General features: G+C 68.7%; 12 protein-coding genes. 3 read left to right on the top strand and 9 right to left on the bottom strand.

Annotated elements, in window-relative coordinates; all coding sequences use genetic code 11:
* Positions 1-132 precede the first annotated feature (132 nt).
* Entirely contained in the window at positions 133-1,992 is a 1,860-nt protein-coding gene (locus AC0VYB_RS01570) for an amidohydrolase (RefSeq protein WP_063250448.1), read from the bottom strand.
* A gap of 186 nt (positions 1,993-2,178) precedes the next feature.
* Between AC0VYB_RS01570 and AC0VYB_RS01565 the strand changes: the two genes are divergently transcribed.
* Together AC0VYB_RS01565 and AC0VYB_RS01560 are read left to right on the top strand one after the other, a co-directional pair.
* The gene (locus AC0VYB_RS01565) at positions 2,179-3,111 is read left to right on the top strand and encodes a CPBP family intramembrane glutamic endopeptidase (RefSeq protein ID WP_063250447.1); all 933 of its coding nucleotides are present in this window, start codon (positions 2,179-2,181) and stop codon (positions 3,109-3,111) included.
* A 9-nt stretch (positions 3,112-3,120) separates the two neighbouring features.
* Positions 3,121-3,621, top strand: a complete 501-nt coding sequence (locus AC0VYB_RS01560) for a hypothetical protein (protein WP_063250446.1) — start codon at positions 3,121-3,123, stop codon at positions 3,619-3,621.
* Between the two features lie 363 nt (positions 3,622-3,984).
* On the opposite strand, the gene AC0VYB_RS01555 is transcribed toward AC0VYB_RS01560, so the two are convergent.
* The 6 genes from AC0VYB_RS01555 to AC0VYB_RS01530 form a co-directional block, all read right to left on the bottom strand.
* Positions 3,985-4,740: an iron ABC transporter ATP-binding protein gene (locus tag AC0VYB_RS01555; protein WP_063250445.1), complete on the bottom strand. Its 756-nt coding sequence runs from the start codon at positions 4,738-4,740 to the stop codon at positions 3,985-3,987.
* Positions 4,737-5,822 (bottom strand): iron chelate uptake ABC transporter family permease subunit, encoded by a 1,086-nt coding sequence (locus AC0VYB_RS01550; protein ID WP_186372612.1) that lies wholly within the window; start codon positions 5,820-5,822, stop codon positions 4,737-4,739. Before AC0VYB_RS01550 ends, AC0VYB_RS01555 begins: the two co-directional genes overlap by 4 nt.
* A gap of 1 nt (position 5,823) precedes the next feature.
* A complete protein-coding gene (locus AC0VYB_RS01545) occupies positions 5,824-6,906 on the bottom strand; it encodes an ABC transporter permease (protein WP_197464196.1) in 1,083 nt (360 codons plus the stop codon).
* A gap of 84 nt (positions 6,907-6,990) precedes the next feature.
* The gene (locus AC0VYB_RS01540; protein ID WP_063250444.1) at positions 6,991-7,980 is read right to left on the bottom strand and encodes a siderophore ABC transporter substrate-binding protein; all 990 of its coding nucleotides are present in this window, start codon (positions 7,978-7,980) and stop codon (positions 6,991-6,993) included.
* A 172-nt stretch (positions 7,981-8,152) separates the two neighbouring features.
* A complete protein-coding gene (locus tag AC0VYB_RS01535) occupies positions 8,153-9,130 on the bottom strand; it encodes an inositol monophosphatase family protein (RefSeq protein ID WP_063250443.1) in 978 nt (325 codons plus the stop codon).
* A 394-nt stretch (positions 9,131-9,524) separates the two neighbouring features.
* On the bottom strand, positions 9,525-9,719 hold the full coding sequence (locus AC0VYB_RS01530; RefSeq protein ID WP_009377453.1) for a hypothetical protein: 195 nt from the start codon (positions 9,717-9,719) through the stop codon (positions 9,525-9,527).
* A 353-nt stretch (positions 9,720-10,072) separates the two neighbouring features.
* On the opposite strand from AC0VYB_RS01530, the gene AC0VYB_RS01525 reads away from it, so the two are divergent.
* Positions 10,073-12,967: an FAD-binding and (Fe-S)-binding domain-containing protein gene (locus AC0VYB_RS01525; RefSeq protein WP_475384944.1), complete on the top strand. Its 2,895-nt coding sequence runs from the start codon at positions 10,073-10,075 to the stop codon at positions 12,965-12,967.
* Positions 12,968-12,970: 3 nt separating this feature from the next.
* Here the strand turns inward: AC0VYB_RS01525 and AC0VYB_RS01520 are convergent, their stop codons facing one another.
* Together AC0VYB_RS01520 and AC0VYB_RS01515 are read right to left on the bottom strand one after the other, a co-directional pair.
* Complete coding sequence (locus AC0VYB_RS01520; RefSeq protein ID WP_009377457.1) at positions 12,971-13,360, bottom strand: universal stress protein; 390 nt, start codon at positions 13,358-13,360, stop codon at positions 12,971-12,973.
* Between the two features lie 43 nt (positions 13,361-13,403).
* Positions 13,404-14,372 (bottom strand): helix-turn-helix transcriptional regulator, encoded by a 969-nt coding sequence (locus tag AC0VYB_RS01515; RefSeq protein WP_063250441.1) that lies wholly within the window; start codon positions 14,370-14,372, stop codon positions 13,404-13,406.
* Between the last annotated feature and the right edge of the window lie 112 nt (positions 14,373-14,484).

The following is a 14,484-nucleotide window of genomic DNA, read 5'->3' as shown; positions in this document are numbered from 1 at the left end:
GACGCCTGCTTTTGAGTCACTTTCCGCCCGATCGGTCGGTTCATTCTCCGACTGGTCGGGCGGAATGCGACTCGTTTCGGCAGTCAGACGGGCTGCCTGCCCGAGCAACGAACAGGACATCGCCTCCCGCCACTACACCGAGTGCTTGATCTCGCCGCCGACGACCGTGAGGAACACCCGCGCGTCGCGGATCGCCTCGGCGTGGGCGAAGAGCGCCTCCTCGGACTCGTAGCCGAGCAGACCCTCCGGCCCGGCCTCCGCCTCGGCGTCGGTGAGCCCTTCGGCGGTGAACGGGTCGACGTCGACGACGATGAAGTCCGCGTCCATGCCCGGCGCCAGATACCCGCGTCGATCACCGAGACCGGCGGCCACCGAAGGGGCGTGCGTGTGCAGTCGCAGCGCCTCGACCGCCGAGAGCCGACGCCACGGCTGGAAGCTCGTGCTCGCATCCCCGGAGATGTCGGCCCTCGTCATCGCCGCGTAGATCGCCGCGAACGGGTTCGCATGCTCGACCGGCCCGTCCGAGCCGAAGATCACCTGCGCACCCGAGTGCACGAGATCCGGCCACGCGTAGGCGGCGAGCTGAGCGGACTCGTCGACGAGGTGGAGGAGATGGAGGTCGGAGATGCAGTGCCGCGGCTGCATCGAGGCGGTGACGTCGAGTTCGGCGAAGCGCGCAACGTCCTCGGGCTGGATGAACTGGGCGTGCTCGATGCGGTGGCGCAGACGCCGCCCGGTCTTCTCCTCGACGGCGAGAGTGATCGGCCGCAGCCGCTCGAAGACGTTGAGCACGTGGTGGTTGGCCTGGTCGCCGATCGCGTGGATCGCCACGGAGATACCCACCTCGGTCGCGATCCGCGCCTGCTCGAAGAGCTCGTCCTCGCTCATCTGTGCTATCCCGTAGTTGAGGTGGGACTCGGCAACCGGCAGCGCAGGGCCGCCGTCTTCGGTTCCGACCGACGCCTCGGCCGCGGCCTCGCGCACCTCGGCCCCGTGGACGCCGACGCCCGCCGGCTCCGGTTCGGGATAGGGCGAGGACATGTGGCTCGTGTGCGAGCCGAGCGCACCGTCGGCGAAGAGCTTGACCCCACCGCGTTGCAGCCAGTCGTCCCCGCCGCCGGTCACCCACCCGGTCTCGATCGCCCACGGCACCTCGGGCTGGCGGAGGAACTTCGTCACCCGCAGATCCTGCCGACCGGCCTCCCGCAGATCGTTCCACCCCAGCGTCGAGGCGATTCCGTCGAAGTCGTGGATGCCGGTGAGTCCGAGCGAGAGGAAGAGCCGCTGGGTCGCCTCGAGCCGTTCGGCCTGCTCCTCCCGCGTCGGTTCCGGGATGTAGCGCATGAGCAGATCCGCGGCATCCTCCCTGATCAGACCAGTGGCCACGCCGTCGGGTCCGCGGACGATCTCACCGCCGGACGGGTCAGGGGTGTCGTCGTCGATGCCGGCGATTACGAGCGCACTGCCGTTCGCCCACACCGTGTGCAGGTCGATCGACCACATCGCGACCGGGTGGTCGGGGACCTCGCGGTCGAGCAGCTGCCGGTCGGGGTAGCGCGGGTCGTCCCAGCGGTTGAGGTCCCAGCCGGCGCCGACGACCCAGCTGCCCACCGGCAGCGTCTGGGCACGTTCGCGGATGGCGGCGACCGCCTCGGCGAGGGAGCGGGAACCGGAGAGATCGAGGTTCGTCAGCGAATCCGCGTACGCGACCGAATGCATGTGGGCGTCGATGAGGCCGGGGAGGATGACCCGGCCCCCGCAGTCGATCTCCTCGACGGCGGCTCCCGGGATGACCGCGGTCGCCCCGACCCCGCCCGCCGAGGCGAGCGCCGCCGTCGATGACGTCTGCGCGGCGGCGATGTCGAGGAGGTCATCGCGGGTGCCTACGGCGACGATCGTCTCCCCGTCGACGAGGATCGCGTCGGGCGGGGTCGCGGAGGGGTCGTCGTCGGGCGCGAATGAACGCACGACGGCATGGGAGAACAGGCGCATTCGCCCAGTCTAAGGCGCGATTCCACCGCTCTGTCGACCCCGCCGCGAGCCGCGTTCCGACCGCCTCGCCGGCACGGTACCGAGGCCCGGTCCGACCGCACCACCGGCCCGACCCAGATACGCGTTCCGACCTCCCGGCCGACCCGTCAGTTGTGGTTGCAAACGATGACTCAGGACAATGGTGGCATGCCCGCTTCCCAGCACCCCTCCCCCGCAGATTCCCCTGGCCACGGCCTCCCCGTCCCCACCGGAGCCCGCGATGCCCGCCCGACCCGCCGAGTCATCGGCGTCGTCGAGATCCTCGTCATCGCCGGCCTCCTCTCGGTGTTCGGCTTCGCGTTCAACGCCATCGGCATCCTCCCGCTCCTCGCGCTCGGCATCACCGACACCCAGCCGTGGACCCTCCCCGACGGATCGGGTCGCGCCCTCGGCTACCTCGTCGCGATCGTCGCCACCGTCGGGATCATCGCGTTCTACCTGCGGCGGCGGCTCGGAGTCGGTTTGACGGCGATCGGGCTCACCCGCCCGCGCTGGGGATCCGCGGTCATCGGCCTGCTCGTCGGTGCGGCTGTGAGCGCCGGCGGCACAGCGATCGCCTGGAGCGGCGGATGGGTGCGCCCGGCCGAGCCGGCCACCCTCCCCTCCGGGATCGTCCTCGCCGTCGTCGCCGTGCTCTACCTCGTCACCTACATCGCCCAGGGCGCCGGCGAGGAGGTCGTCGCCCGCGGCCTGCTCCTGCGCGGGACCTCGTGGTGGATCGGACTCGGCCCCGCCGTCGTCCTCCAGGCGCTCTTCTTCCTCGCAATCCACGTCGGCAACCCCGGCTTCACCCCGCTCTACGGCGCCTTCGTCCTCTCCTATGCGATCTTCGCGGGCCTGCTCGTCGTCTGGCAGCGCCATCTGTGGGGTGCGATCGGCGTCCACGGCGGGTACAACGTCGTCTTCTTCGCCGTCGACCAGCGCGGGCTCGGCCTCCGCGATGTCGGCGACACCGCGAACCTCTCGTTTCCCGACATCGCCTCGACCCCGTTCTTCGCCCTCGGAGCGATCGTGCTCGGCATCCTCCTCTACCGTCACCGAGGCGGTGCCGGCCGCGCACGCGACTTCTACGAGGCGTAGAATTCAGGCATGGTCAACGCTCTCGGCTCCCAGGACTCCCGGCTCGCCGCCTCGGCGCGGCTCATCCTCCCGGCGGTGTGGCTCGGTCTCATCATCGGCATCTCGCTCATCGAGGCGCCGCTGAAGTTCCAGGCTCCGGGCATCACGATCCCGCTGGGACTGGGCATCGGCCGCCTCGTGTTCACGGCGATGAACTGGGTCGAGATCGTCATCGCCGTCATCCTCCTCTGGGCGATCCTCAAGGACGGAGTCGGACCGCTCTTCCGCGGTCTCACCAGCGGAATCATCGGCGTGCTCATCCTCAAGGTCGCATTCGTCCGACCCCTGCTCAACCAGCGCACGGACGCCGTGCTCGCCGGCATCGACGACGGCGGTTCGGCCATGCATCTCTTCTACATCGCCGCCGACGGGCTGCTCATCCTCGGCCTCATCGCCCTCATCGTCGTCGGAGCGCGCAAGTGGATCCGCGTCCCCGCCGAGGCGGCCGCCCCCGGTTCCATTGACCGCTGAGGGGCTCTTGGGCCGGGTCGCGGCGAGTTTGTGGTCGAAGAACCGAGGGAAAATCGCCGATTCGGCCTGAAACCCTCGGTTCTTCGACCACTAACGCGCGCGGGGGAACCCTCCAGCCACGAGCGCGGGCTGCGGTGAACTTCAGCAGCAGGAGAGCGGCAGCATCCCCAAGCAGCGGGCGGGCTGCAACGTTCTTCAGAAGCACTGCGGCGCTGGGGCGAGTTGTGGTCGCAGAACCGAGGGAAAATCGCCGATTCGGCCTGAAACCCTCGGTTTATTGACCACAAACGCGGGCGGCGCCAGCCATCACGGCGGTGGCGCCGCTCAGCAGCGGACGATCACCACCGCTCAGGCCACCATCTCTCAGTAGTAGACGGCGAGGCGGCCGCGGGGGCCGTCGACGACGTCGACGGGGGTGTCGAAGACCCGGGTGAGCACCTCGGCGGTCATGATCTCCTCGGGGGTGCCGAACTCGGCGACCTTCCCGTTCTTCACCGCGCAGATGTGGTCGGCGTAGTGGCCGGCGAAGTTGATGTCGTGGATGACGATGACGATCGTACGTCCCATCTCGGTCGCGGCCCGGCGCAGATGCTGCATCATCTGCACGGAGTGCTTCATGTCGAGGTTGTTGAGCGGCTCGTCGAGGAGGACGTAGTCGGTGTCCTGGGCGAGCACCATCGCGACGTAGGCACGCTGCCGCTGACCGCCGGAGAGCTCGTCGATGAACCGGTTCTCGAGCTCCCCGAGTTCGAGGAAGTCGATCGCCCGGGAGATGATCTCCTCATCGGCCGTGGTCAGCCGCCCCTTCGAGTACGGGAAGCGGCCGAAGCCGACGAGCTGCCGGATCGTCAGCCGGGTGATGAAGTGGTTCTCCTGGCGGAGGATGGAGACGATCTTCGCGAGGTCCTTCGACTTCGTCGAGGCGACATCGTATCCGGCGATCTCGATCGCCCCGGAATCGATGTCGAGCAGGCGCCCGATCATCGTCAGCAGCGTCGATTTGCCCGCCCCGTTGGGTCCGACGAGGGCGGTCACCCCGCCGGCGGGGATCGTCACGTCGACGGGACCGATCTGCACGGTCTCGCTGTAGTTCTTGGCCACGTCGCCGAGTGTGATCACAGTCGACCCTTCCGCATGATGACGAAGAGGAACACGCCTCCGCCGATGACTTCGATGATGATGGAGACCACGCCTTCGGCGTAGAAGATGTTCTTGAGGATGAAGTACGCTCCGCCGAGGATGACGAACCCGAGCAGGCCCGCCATCGGCAGCACGTACCGATGGTCGTAGGTGTCGGAGAACTGGTAGGAGAGCATCGCGACGAGGAAGCCGAGGAAGATCATCGGCCCGATCATCGACACCGACACCGCCATGAGGATCGAGACGAAGAAGAGGATTGTGATCGTCGCGGCCCTGTGATTGAGCCCGAGGTTGCCGGTCACGTCCTTGCCGAGCGCGAGCACGTTGAGCCGCGGCGCGGACAGGTAGATGGCCGCACATGCGATGAGGCAGAGGGGGATCGCCACCGGCAGGTAGGTCGCATCGGAGTTCGCGATCGATCCGAAGAGGCGCGCGGAGAGGACGTCGAACTCGCTCGGGGTGAGCGTGCGCTGCATGAACGTCGCCACCGCCCCGAGTCCGCCGCCGATGACGATGCCGACGAGAAGCATGACCTCGACGTTCGCGTACTTCCCCGAGAGCAGCCAGCCGTAGAGGGCGAGCGATAGCCCGATCATCGCGACCAGCTGCATCGTGAAGGGCAGCACCCCGCGCAGCTCGACGAGTGCGGTCACCCCGAAGAAGTACATCGTCGCCGTCTGGATCGCGACGTAGAGGGACTCGAAGCCCATGATCGAGGGCGTGATGATCCGGTTGTTCGTCACCGTCTGGAACGCGACCGTCGCGAACGCCTGGCACAGGGCGACGATGATGAGGACGACGAGGCTGCGTCCGCGCAGGCCCGCGATGAGCCAGAAGCCTTCGTCCGTGATCGGCAGCGGGTTGTCCCATGCGAGGAGTCCGAAGGCGATCCCGAGCGCGGCCGCCGCGAGCACGCCCATGATCGTCCAGTACCGTCGTCGGGCCGCAGCCGTCGTCAGTGCCCCCGAATGGCGTCCGGTCGTCCTCGCCGAGGCGGCTGCCGGGGTGGTCGCGGAAGTGCGCGGTTCCGCACCGCGGTCGTCGGTGTCCATGCTGCGCATGTCAGCTCCTCCTCCGCTGCCGCAGCAGCAGGACGATGAAGACGGCGGCCCCGACGATGCCGAGGATGAGGGAGACGGGGATCTCGAAGGGGGCGATGATGAGACGTCCGATGAGGTCGCAGACGGTGACGATCGCGATCCCGAGCAGGCACACCCACGGCAGGTTCGAGCGCAGGTCGTCGCCGCGCATCATCGAGACGATGTTGGGCACGATGAGCCCGAGGAAGGGGAGGTTGCCGACGACGACGGTGACGACGCCGGTGGCGATGGCCACGAGGACGGTGCCGATGAGGATGATCTGGTTGTACTTGAGTCCGACGCTCGTCGAGATCTCCTTGCCCAGGCCCGCGACGGTGAACCGGTCGGCGGTGATGAACACGGCGACGACGACGATCGCGACGATCCAGAGGACCTCGTACTGTCCGCGCAGGATCGAGGTGAAGCTGCCGGCGAACCAGATCCCGAGGCTCTGGAGCATGTCCGTGGACACGGCGATGAAGGTCGAGACCGCTCCGACGACGGCGCCGAGCATGATCCCGACGATGGGGACGATGAGCGAGGACTTCAGCGAGACGCGGCGGAGGAAGAGGAAGAAGACGAGGGTGCCGATGAAGGCGGCGAGGATCGCGCCGATCATCCGCTGCACGATCGTCGCCTCGGGGTAGATGATGACGGTGAGCATGAGCCCGAGGCCCGCCCATTCCGTCGTGCCCGTCGTCGTCGGCTCGACGAATCGGTTCTGCGTGAGCAGCTGCATGACAAGCCCGCACATCGCCATCGCCGCGCCGGCGAGGACGAGCGCGACCGTCCGCGGGACCCGGGTGATCTGGAACATCTCCGCCCCGTCGGCCGCGCCGAAGATGTCGTAGACCCCGGTGAGCAGGGAGGCGACGAGGAGGCCCGCCACCGCGAGGGTCGCGAGTCCCAGCTGCCAGCTGAAGAGCGGTCCCCGACTCGTCGCCGGGCGACCGGTCCTGCCGGTCCTGCCGGTGCCGTCCGTGTCCTGGGGCTCGTTCGTGTCCTCGCCGAGGCGGTCGTCCGCCGAGGCGGCCGTCCGGTCGTCCGTGGTCCCTGAGTTCGTCATGCTGCCGTTCCCGCTCGCACCGCGGCGGCGCGTGGGCGCCGCCGCGGTGGTTCCGGTGCGGGTCTCACCCGCACCCGGTTCTGCTTACTTCTGCGCTTCGAGCTTGTCGGCGAAGCCGTTGAAGAACTCGGTGTACGTCTGGATGCCCTCGTTGAGGTAGGTGTCCTCGGGGAAGTAGACGATCTTGTCGTTCTTCACCGCGGGAACGTCCTTGAGGGCTTCGGACTTCTCGAGCACCTCGGCGGCCGGAGCCGATCCCTTCTCCCGGCGGTCGGCGGTGAAGGAGGCATCGCGGTCCATGACGATCATGAGGTCGGGCTGGGACTCGGCGATCGCCTCGACGGAGATGTCGTCGCCCTTGTCGCCTTCGCTGCCGCCTTCGACCTCGAGGGCCGGATCGAGGTCGAGGATGTCGAAGACCGGTCCGACGGTGCGCCCGACCGACGGGGCGACGTAGCCGATGTCGCCGGCGGTGGTGATGACGCCCATCGCCTTGTCGCTGCCGTTGTAGGCGGCCTTGGCACGGTCGATCGAGGCGTCGAAGTCCTCGACGAGCTTCTTCGCCTCGTCCTGCTTGCCGAAGACCTCACCGAGGACGGTGGTCTGGCGACGCAGTTCCTCGTCGAAGGCTTCGCCGTCGCGCGGGTCGAGCTCGAGGACGACGGCCTCGGGGGCGAGCTTCTGCAGATCGTCGTGGAACTGGGCGAAGCGCTGCCCGTTGACGATGAGGTCGGGCTTGGCGGCGGCGACCTGCTCGAGGTCGGGCTCACGGTGGGTGCCGAGGTCGGGGATCGACTCGTCGCTCGTGTAGGAGAGTCCCTGCGGCATGAGGCCGCGGGCGCCCGCGCTCAGCTTGATGCCCCACGCGTCGAGTGTCTCGAAGGTGCGGTTGTCCGTGGCGACGACGGAGGTCGGAGGGGTCGTCACGGTCTGCGTGCCGTTGTTGTCCTCGACCTTGATCGTGCTCGAGGCGGCGGTGTCGGCCTGGGCTTCGGACTCCGCGGAGGAGCAGCCGGACAGGGCCAGGGCCAGGACACCGAGGGCGGCGCCGAGGCGGAGGCGGGTCGAGATCATCGTGTTCTACTTCCTTGAGGCGATCGGTACGCAGATGTGAGCCATCTGTGAGTTAGCTTAGCCTAATCTCTCAGAAATAGACGACGCCTGTCTTGCGTTATCCCTGTCACAGTTCCCGCGCCGAGGCTCTCGAACGAGTATCGGCGCAGGTCGACCGGGTCGGGCCCCGGCCTCAGATGGTGTCGATGAGGCGCGCGAGCTCTGCGGCCGAATCGGCCGCGGCCGTCGGACCGCCACTGCCCCCGCGGTGGACGAAGGCTCCGGCCTCCTCGGCGACGAGGGCGCCGCCGGCGTAGTCGTAGATGCCGAGCCCGCGTTCGGCGTAGCACGTGACTCGTCCCTCGGCGACCATGCAGAGATCGAGCGCGGCCGACCCGCAGCGGCGGATGTCGTCATAGCCGTCCATGAGAGCGGGCAGCTTGGCCAGCTGTCGGCCGCGGTTGTCACCGCGGTAGGCGAACCCGGTCGCGAGCAGCCGTCCCGAGAGACCGACGGGCGCCCCCGAGAGCCGAGTCGCGGACGTGGCCGCCGCGGGCACGCCGGCGGCGGGGGCATCGGCGGCGCTGAGATCCGGCTCCGGCATCCGGTCGAAGAGCCGACCCTCGACGCGGTAGGCACCCCGAGACCGTCCGGCCACCCATGTGGCTCCGAGCCCGGGAGAGGCGACGAGTCCGACTGCCCAGGCGTCGGTCGCTGTGTCGAGGACGCCGACGGAGAAGGCGAAGTGCTCGATGCCGCGGACGAAGTTGACGGTGCCGTCGATCGGGTCGACGTGCCATTCGAAGCGGCCCTCGCTCCCCGCCTCGGCGAGGGCACCGGCGACAGGATCGAACGCGGCGAGGCGGCGCAGCAGATCGCGGTCGAAGAACTCCACCGGGTCGATCGCCTCGGCGCCCTCCTCGCCGACCATGACGTCGCCGGGACGCACAGCGCTGAGGTACCCGCGCACGAGTGCTTCGATCTGCGCGTCGGCGAGGGTGACGAGGTCGTTCGGCGAGGTCTTCGTGTCGACGACCGACTCGTCGAGATCGGCACCGAGCGATGCCCGCCATGCCGTCATCCGCTCCCAGGCGATGACGGCCAAGTCAGCGGCGATGCGGACGAGAGGGTCCGCGGCGAGGTCGGCGGGCAGGTGCGTGGATGCGCTCATGCCGCCACTCTAACGCGCACGATCCGCGAGTCCGGTTCGCGTCCCAGCGAGGGTCCGGCCGATGCCCCGGCCGGGGTCGGGGCGAGGTTTCGGCATGGGCTCGGCTCCCACCCCGGCAGGGGTGCGGATTCCGCACAGGGCGGGCCCGCTGCGACCGCAGTGAAATGAGGGATCCCTGCCAGCGGGAAAAGACAAGACGACCAGCCGAATTGTTTATTGAAGAATTCGACAACTTACCGTGTAAACACCAGTCGAATTGTCCGATAAACCGGAATGGCTACAATTTGCCTTACCCTATAAAAATTCACGATCTCGGGGCACTACGCCCATCTCGCATCAACGCACACGGGGAGGCCGACGGCGGGTCGTCCCGCCGTCACCCTGCCCGACTGCGTCACTCGGCGGCTGCTGCCGGCGCTTCGGCGCCGACCGATTCGGGCTGCTTCCGAGCAGCGTCGCCCGATCCCTCGGAGCGCTGCACACGCCCGTGCCTGCGCACGATCTCCTGCACTGCCTGGGAGGAGGTGCCTGCGGCCTCGGCGATGGCACCGAAGGTGGCTCCCTCCTCGCGTGCGCGGAGGATGGACATGACGTAGTTCGTGTTGATCTTGGTTCGCTGCCGTGAAATTCTGCGCACAGCCGCAACCAGGGCTGTCTGATCCACTGTTAATTCGCGAGCGCGACGTGACATTGTTTCTTTCCTTGCCTGCACATGTGGCACACCGCCACAGGAAAATGTACTTCTATTAAATACCACGACGCCTATGTCACGCCAATTTTTCCCGAATACTGGAAGGTTCGGTCCTAATCTGAGTACGAGGTGTGCGAATTCCGCACATCGGCACAATATCCGACCGTGACAATGCCGATTGCGAAAAGGGCATTGCTCGTTCCGCACGGACTCGGGCGCCGCCGCCTCCGCACCGGTGGCACAATGCTCCCATGAGCGCTCCATCCTCCGCCTCGGCCGAGGCACTCGTCGCCGAGCTCTCCGCCGCCGGTGTCGGCGATGTCACCGGAGAAACCGCCGACCGCGCCGCCTACTCTTCGGATGCCTCCCTCTTCCGTCTCGTGCCCCAGGCTGTCGTCTTCCCCTGCGGCGAGGACGACGTCGCGGCTGCGCTCTCGGTCGCCCGCCGCCTCGGCGTGCCGATCACCTGTCGTGGTGCGGGGACGTCGATCGCAGGCAACGCGATCGGCACCGGGATCGTCCTCGACTTCTCTCGGCACATGAACACGGTGCTCGACCTCGACCCCGTCGAGCAGAGCGCGTGGGTCGAAGCCGGGTGCGTCCATGCGAGCCTGCAGGCACGAGCGCGGGAGCACGGTCTGCGCTTCGGTCCCGATCCGTCGACGCACACCCGGTGCACGATCGGAGGGATGATCGGCAACAACGCGTGCGGTCCGCGTGCGCTCGGCTACGGACGCACGGGGGAGAACATCCTCGCGCTGCGGATCATGCTCGTCGACGGCACGGTCGTCGACCTCGATGATGCGGATCCCCGGGAACTGTTCCCGCGCCTCCATGCACTCATCGGTGAGCACCTGGGCACGATCCGCACCCATCTCGGCACGTTCTCCCGTCAGGTCTCCGGCTACGGTCTCGAGGCGCTGCTGCCGGAGAACGGGTTTGACGTCCGTCGTGCCTTCGCCGGGTCCGAGGGCACGTGGGGCATCGTGCTCGCCGCGAAGATGCGGCTCGTACCCGAACCCGCCCATACGGCCGCGGTCGTCCTCGGGTATCCGGACATGGTCGCCGCCGCCCACGACGCTCCGCTGCTGCGCGATTTCCCCGTCGCGGCGTGCGAGGGTCTCGATTCGCGGATGCTCGACCGGGTCATCGCGGCCAAGGGCGGGAACGCCGTTCCCGCTCTGCCTGAGGGCGCCGGTTGGCTCGTCGTCGAACTCACCGGCGACGATGCCGAGATCCTCGCCGAGGAGGCGCACCGTCTCATCGATGAGTCCCGTGCTCTCGACTCCGCCGTCGTCGACGCGGAGACCGCAGCGGCGGTGTGGGCGATCCGCGCCGACGGTGCGGGGCTCGTCTCGCGCACCCCCGACGGGCGCGACGCCCACGCCGGGTGGGAGGATTCCGCGGTTCCGGTCGAGCACCTCGGCGACTATCTGCGGGATCTCATGGACCTCCTCGACGAGCACGGGCTGTGGGGGATCCCGTACGGGCACTTCGGGGACGGATGCCTGCACATGCGCGTCGACTTCCCCCTCGAGGAGCCCGACGGCCCGGCGGTGCTGCGGCGATTCCTCGTCGCGGCGACCGAGCTCGTCGCCGGCTACGGCGGGTCGGTCTCGGGAGAGCACGGTGACGGTCGCGCGCGCTCCGAGTTGCTGCCGCTGCTCTACCCGCCCGAGGTCATCGACCTCAACCGAACGGTCAAGGAGCTCTTCGATCCCCGCCACCTTCTCGGCCCCGGGGTCATCGTCGACCCCGACCCCCTCGACGCATCGATCCGGCTGACCGAGCTGCCCAGCCGCGATCGGCTGCCCGGTCCGCTCGCGATGGCGTATCCGGACGAGTCCGACGGGTTCGCCTCGGCCGTCCACCGGTGCACGGGGGTCGGCAAATGCCGCGCGGATTCCGCGGCGAACGGTGGGATCATGTGCCCATCGTTCCAGGCCACGAGGGATGAGCTGCACTCGACGAGGGGGCGCGCCCGGGTGCTCCAGGAGATGGTCTCCGGTGACCTGGTCACGACCGCATGGGACTCCCCTGCCGTCGCCGAGGCGCTCGACCTCTGTCTGTCCTGCAAGGCGTGCGGCAGCGAGTGCCCGACGGGCACGGACATGGCCACATACAAAGCCGAAGTCCTCCACCAGTCCTATCGGGGTCGGATGCGGCCGCCCTCGCACTATGCGCTCGGCTTCCTCCCGCAGCTGGCGAACGCTCTCACCCCGGTCGCGCACCTGGTCAACCGGGTCGCCCGGGTGCCGGGGGTCGGTGCGCTGGGAAAGCGGGTGGCGGGGATCGATCCCCGCCGGTCGATTCCGACGTTCGCGACGACGACGTTCCGGAGCTGGTGGCGGTCCCGCGCCGAGGCGGGTGCTGGGGCCTCCGACCGCCTCGGCGAGGTCATCCTCTTCGCGGATTCGTGGTCGAACCACTTCGCGCCGAGGATCCTTGCCGCCGCGGTCGCCGTCCTCGAGCATGCGGGCGTGCGGGTACGGGTGGTCGAGCAGACGGTGTGCTGCGGTCTGCCCCTCATCTCGACCGGCCAGCTCGATGCCGCGCGCAACCACCTCGGCGAGACGGTCGCCGCCCTCGATGCGACCGGGGATGCGCCGATCGTCGGGGTCGAGCCCTCGTGCCTGGCCACACTGGCCGACGATGCGCAGAAGCTGCTCGCGAGCGATGCGGCCGAGCGGGTCGGGTCGCGGGTGCAGACGCTCGCGGAATATCTCCTCGGGATCGGTGTCGAACTGCCCGACCTCGCCGGCGTCGACGCGGTCGTCCAACCGCACTGCCATCAGTCGGCGGTGCTCGGGACAGCCCCAGACCGAGAGCTCCTCTCCCGGGCGGGAGCGAGCGCCGACTTCCTCGGCGGGTGCTGCGGGCTGGCGGGGAACTTCGGGGTCGAGGCCGGTCACTTCGAGACCTCGGTCGCCGTGGCCGAACTCGCGCTGCTGCCCGCACTGCGCGTCGAGCGCGAACGCGCCGACCGCGAACGCGCCGAACGAGAGCGGGACGACGACGAGCGGATGCGCGTCGTCCTCGCCGACGGCTATTCGTGCAGGACGCAGATCGCCGATCTCAGTGACTCAGCCGGGGTCTCCTTGGCCGAGCTCCTCGCGTGGGGGCACGGTCTCGAGGTGGGGCGCTGAGTCTCAGGCCTTCGCGGTGAGGACGGGGACTTCGGCTTCGAGGAGGATGCGCTGGGCCTGGGATCCGAGGATGAACTTTCCGATCGCCGAGCGCTTCCGCAGGCCGATGACGATGAGCTGGGCATCGTGCTCGGCGGCGAGGTCGTTGAGGGTTCCCGGGACGTCGTCCTCATGGTCGGGCTGGAGCACGGTGACCGCGACTCCCGCCTCCTCACCGAGGGCGACGATGCGATCGATGTCGTCCTTGTCGATCTCGGTCGGGGTGCCGCTGGCACCGCGTCGCTGTGAGTTGACCACGACGGCGTCGCACGTGCGCAGCGCGGCCTCTGCGAATCCCGCGCGCAGCGCCGCCTCGCCTTCCGGGGCAGGGAGATAGCCGATGAGAATCGTCATGGCATCAGTATATGGACGACTCCCGTTGTCGTTCACCGTCCGGTCACTTCCCGGACACCTCGGTGTCACTTGCGGCCATGATCGCGCCGATCCGCCCGCGCATCACTGAGAGCTCCGCGACGAACTCCGGCGGATCGACGACGCGGCACGGGAACGGGATGTTTGCGGTGTAGATCGCCGCCGCGCCGAGGTCTGGCACCCCGAACGTCACGCGCACACCCCCGCTGACCTCGGCGATCGTCGCGGCACGGGTGGAGAACCATGGCTCGATCTCGGCCGGGGTGGCCTCGAGGTCGAGGACGATCGTGTGCTCGTACGCGGCGACGGTGACCGCGCGACGCACCGCCGCCTCGGCGTCGGGGGCAGGTCGCAGCGGAAAGCCGAACGTCGTCACATGGACCTCGCTCAGCCGGTCGAGACGGAAGACCCGCCAGTCGCTGCGGTCGAGATCCCACGCGTAGAGGTACCAATGAGAGCCGAGCACGACGAGCTGGGCGGGTTCGACCCGTCGGACGGCCGGCGCGGCGTCGGTCCACGGCTTCGCGTAGGCGAAGGTGATGCGACGGCGGGCGGCGATCGCCGAGGCGATGGCCCCGACCGCGGCATGGTCGACGTCGGGCTCGTTGCCGGGGGCGACGGTGACCGCGGTCCCGATCTCCCTCACCGCGGAGGCGGCCGTGGTCGGGAGCATCGCCTCGAGTTTCCCGCTCGCCGAGGCGGTGTCCGCACTTCCGAGGCCCGCGCCAGCGAGGAGTGAGAGACCGAGCGCGGTCGCGAAGGCCTCCCCAGATTCGAGTTGAAGGGGCGGCAGCACGGTCCGGCTGCCGGCCCGGTACCCGCCGTCGACTCCGGGGGCGGCATCGACGGTGTAGCCGAGCTCGCGCAGGGTCGCGATGTCGCGTCGGATCGTCCGTTCGGTGACGCCGAACTCCACGGCGAGGTCAGTCGCGGTGAACGACCGACCGGTCCCGAGCCGCGCGAGGAGGGAGAGGAGGCGGGATTCGGAGCTCATGGGCACCTGGCCGGATCATCGTGCATGCGGACATCATATGTCCGCAATCGGTCGGATGATGGTTTCAAGCGCATCGCCGATCGCGCCGAGCCGCTCACCCCACACCAGGCCG

Source organism: Brevibacterium sp. Z349TD_9 (assembly GCF_056173565.1).
The sequence above is the reverse complement of the archived record's forward strand: the minus strand, read 5'-3'. Positions and strand labels throughout refer to the sequence as shown.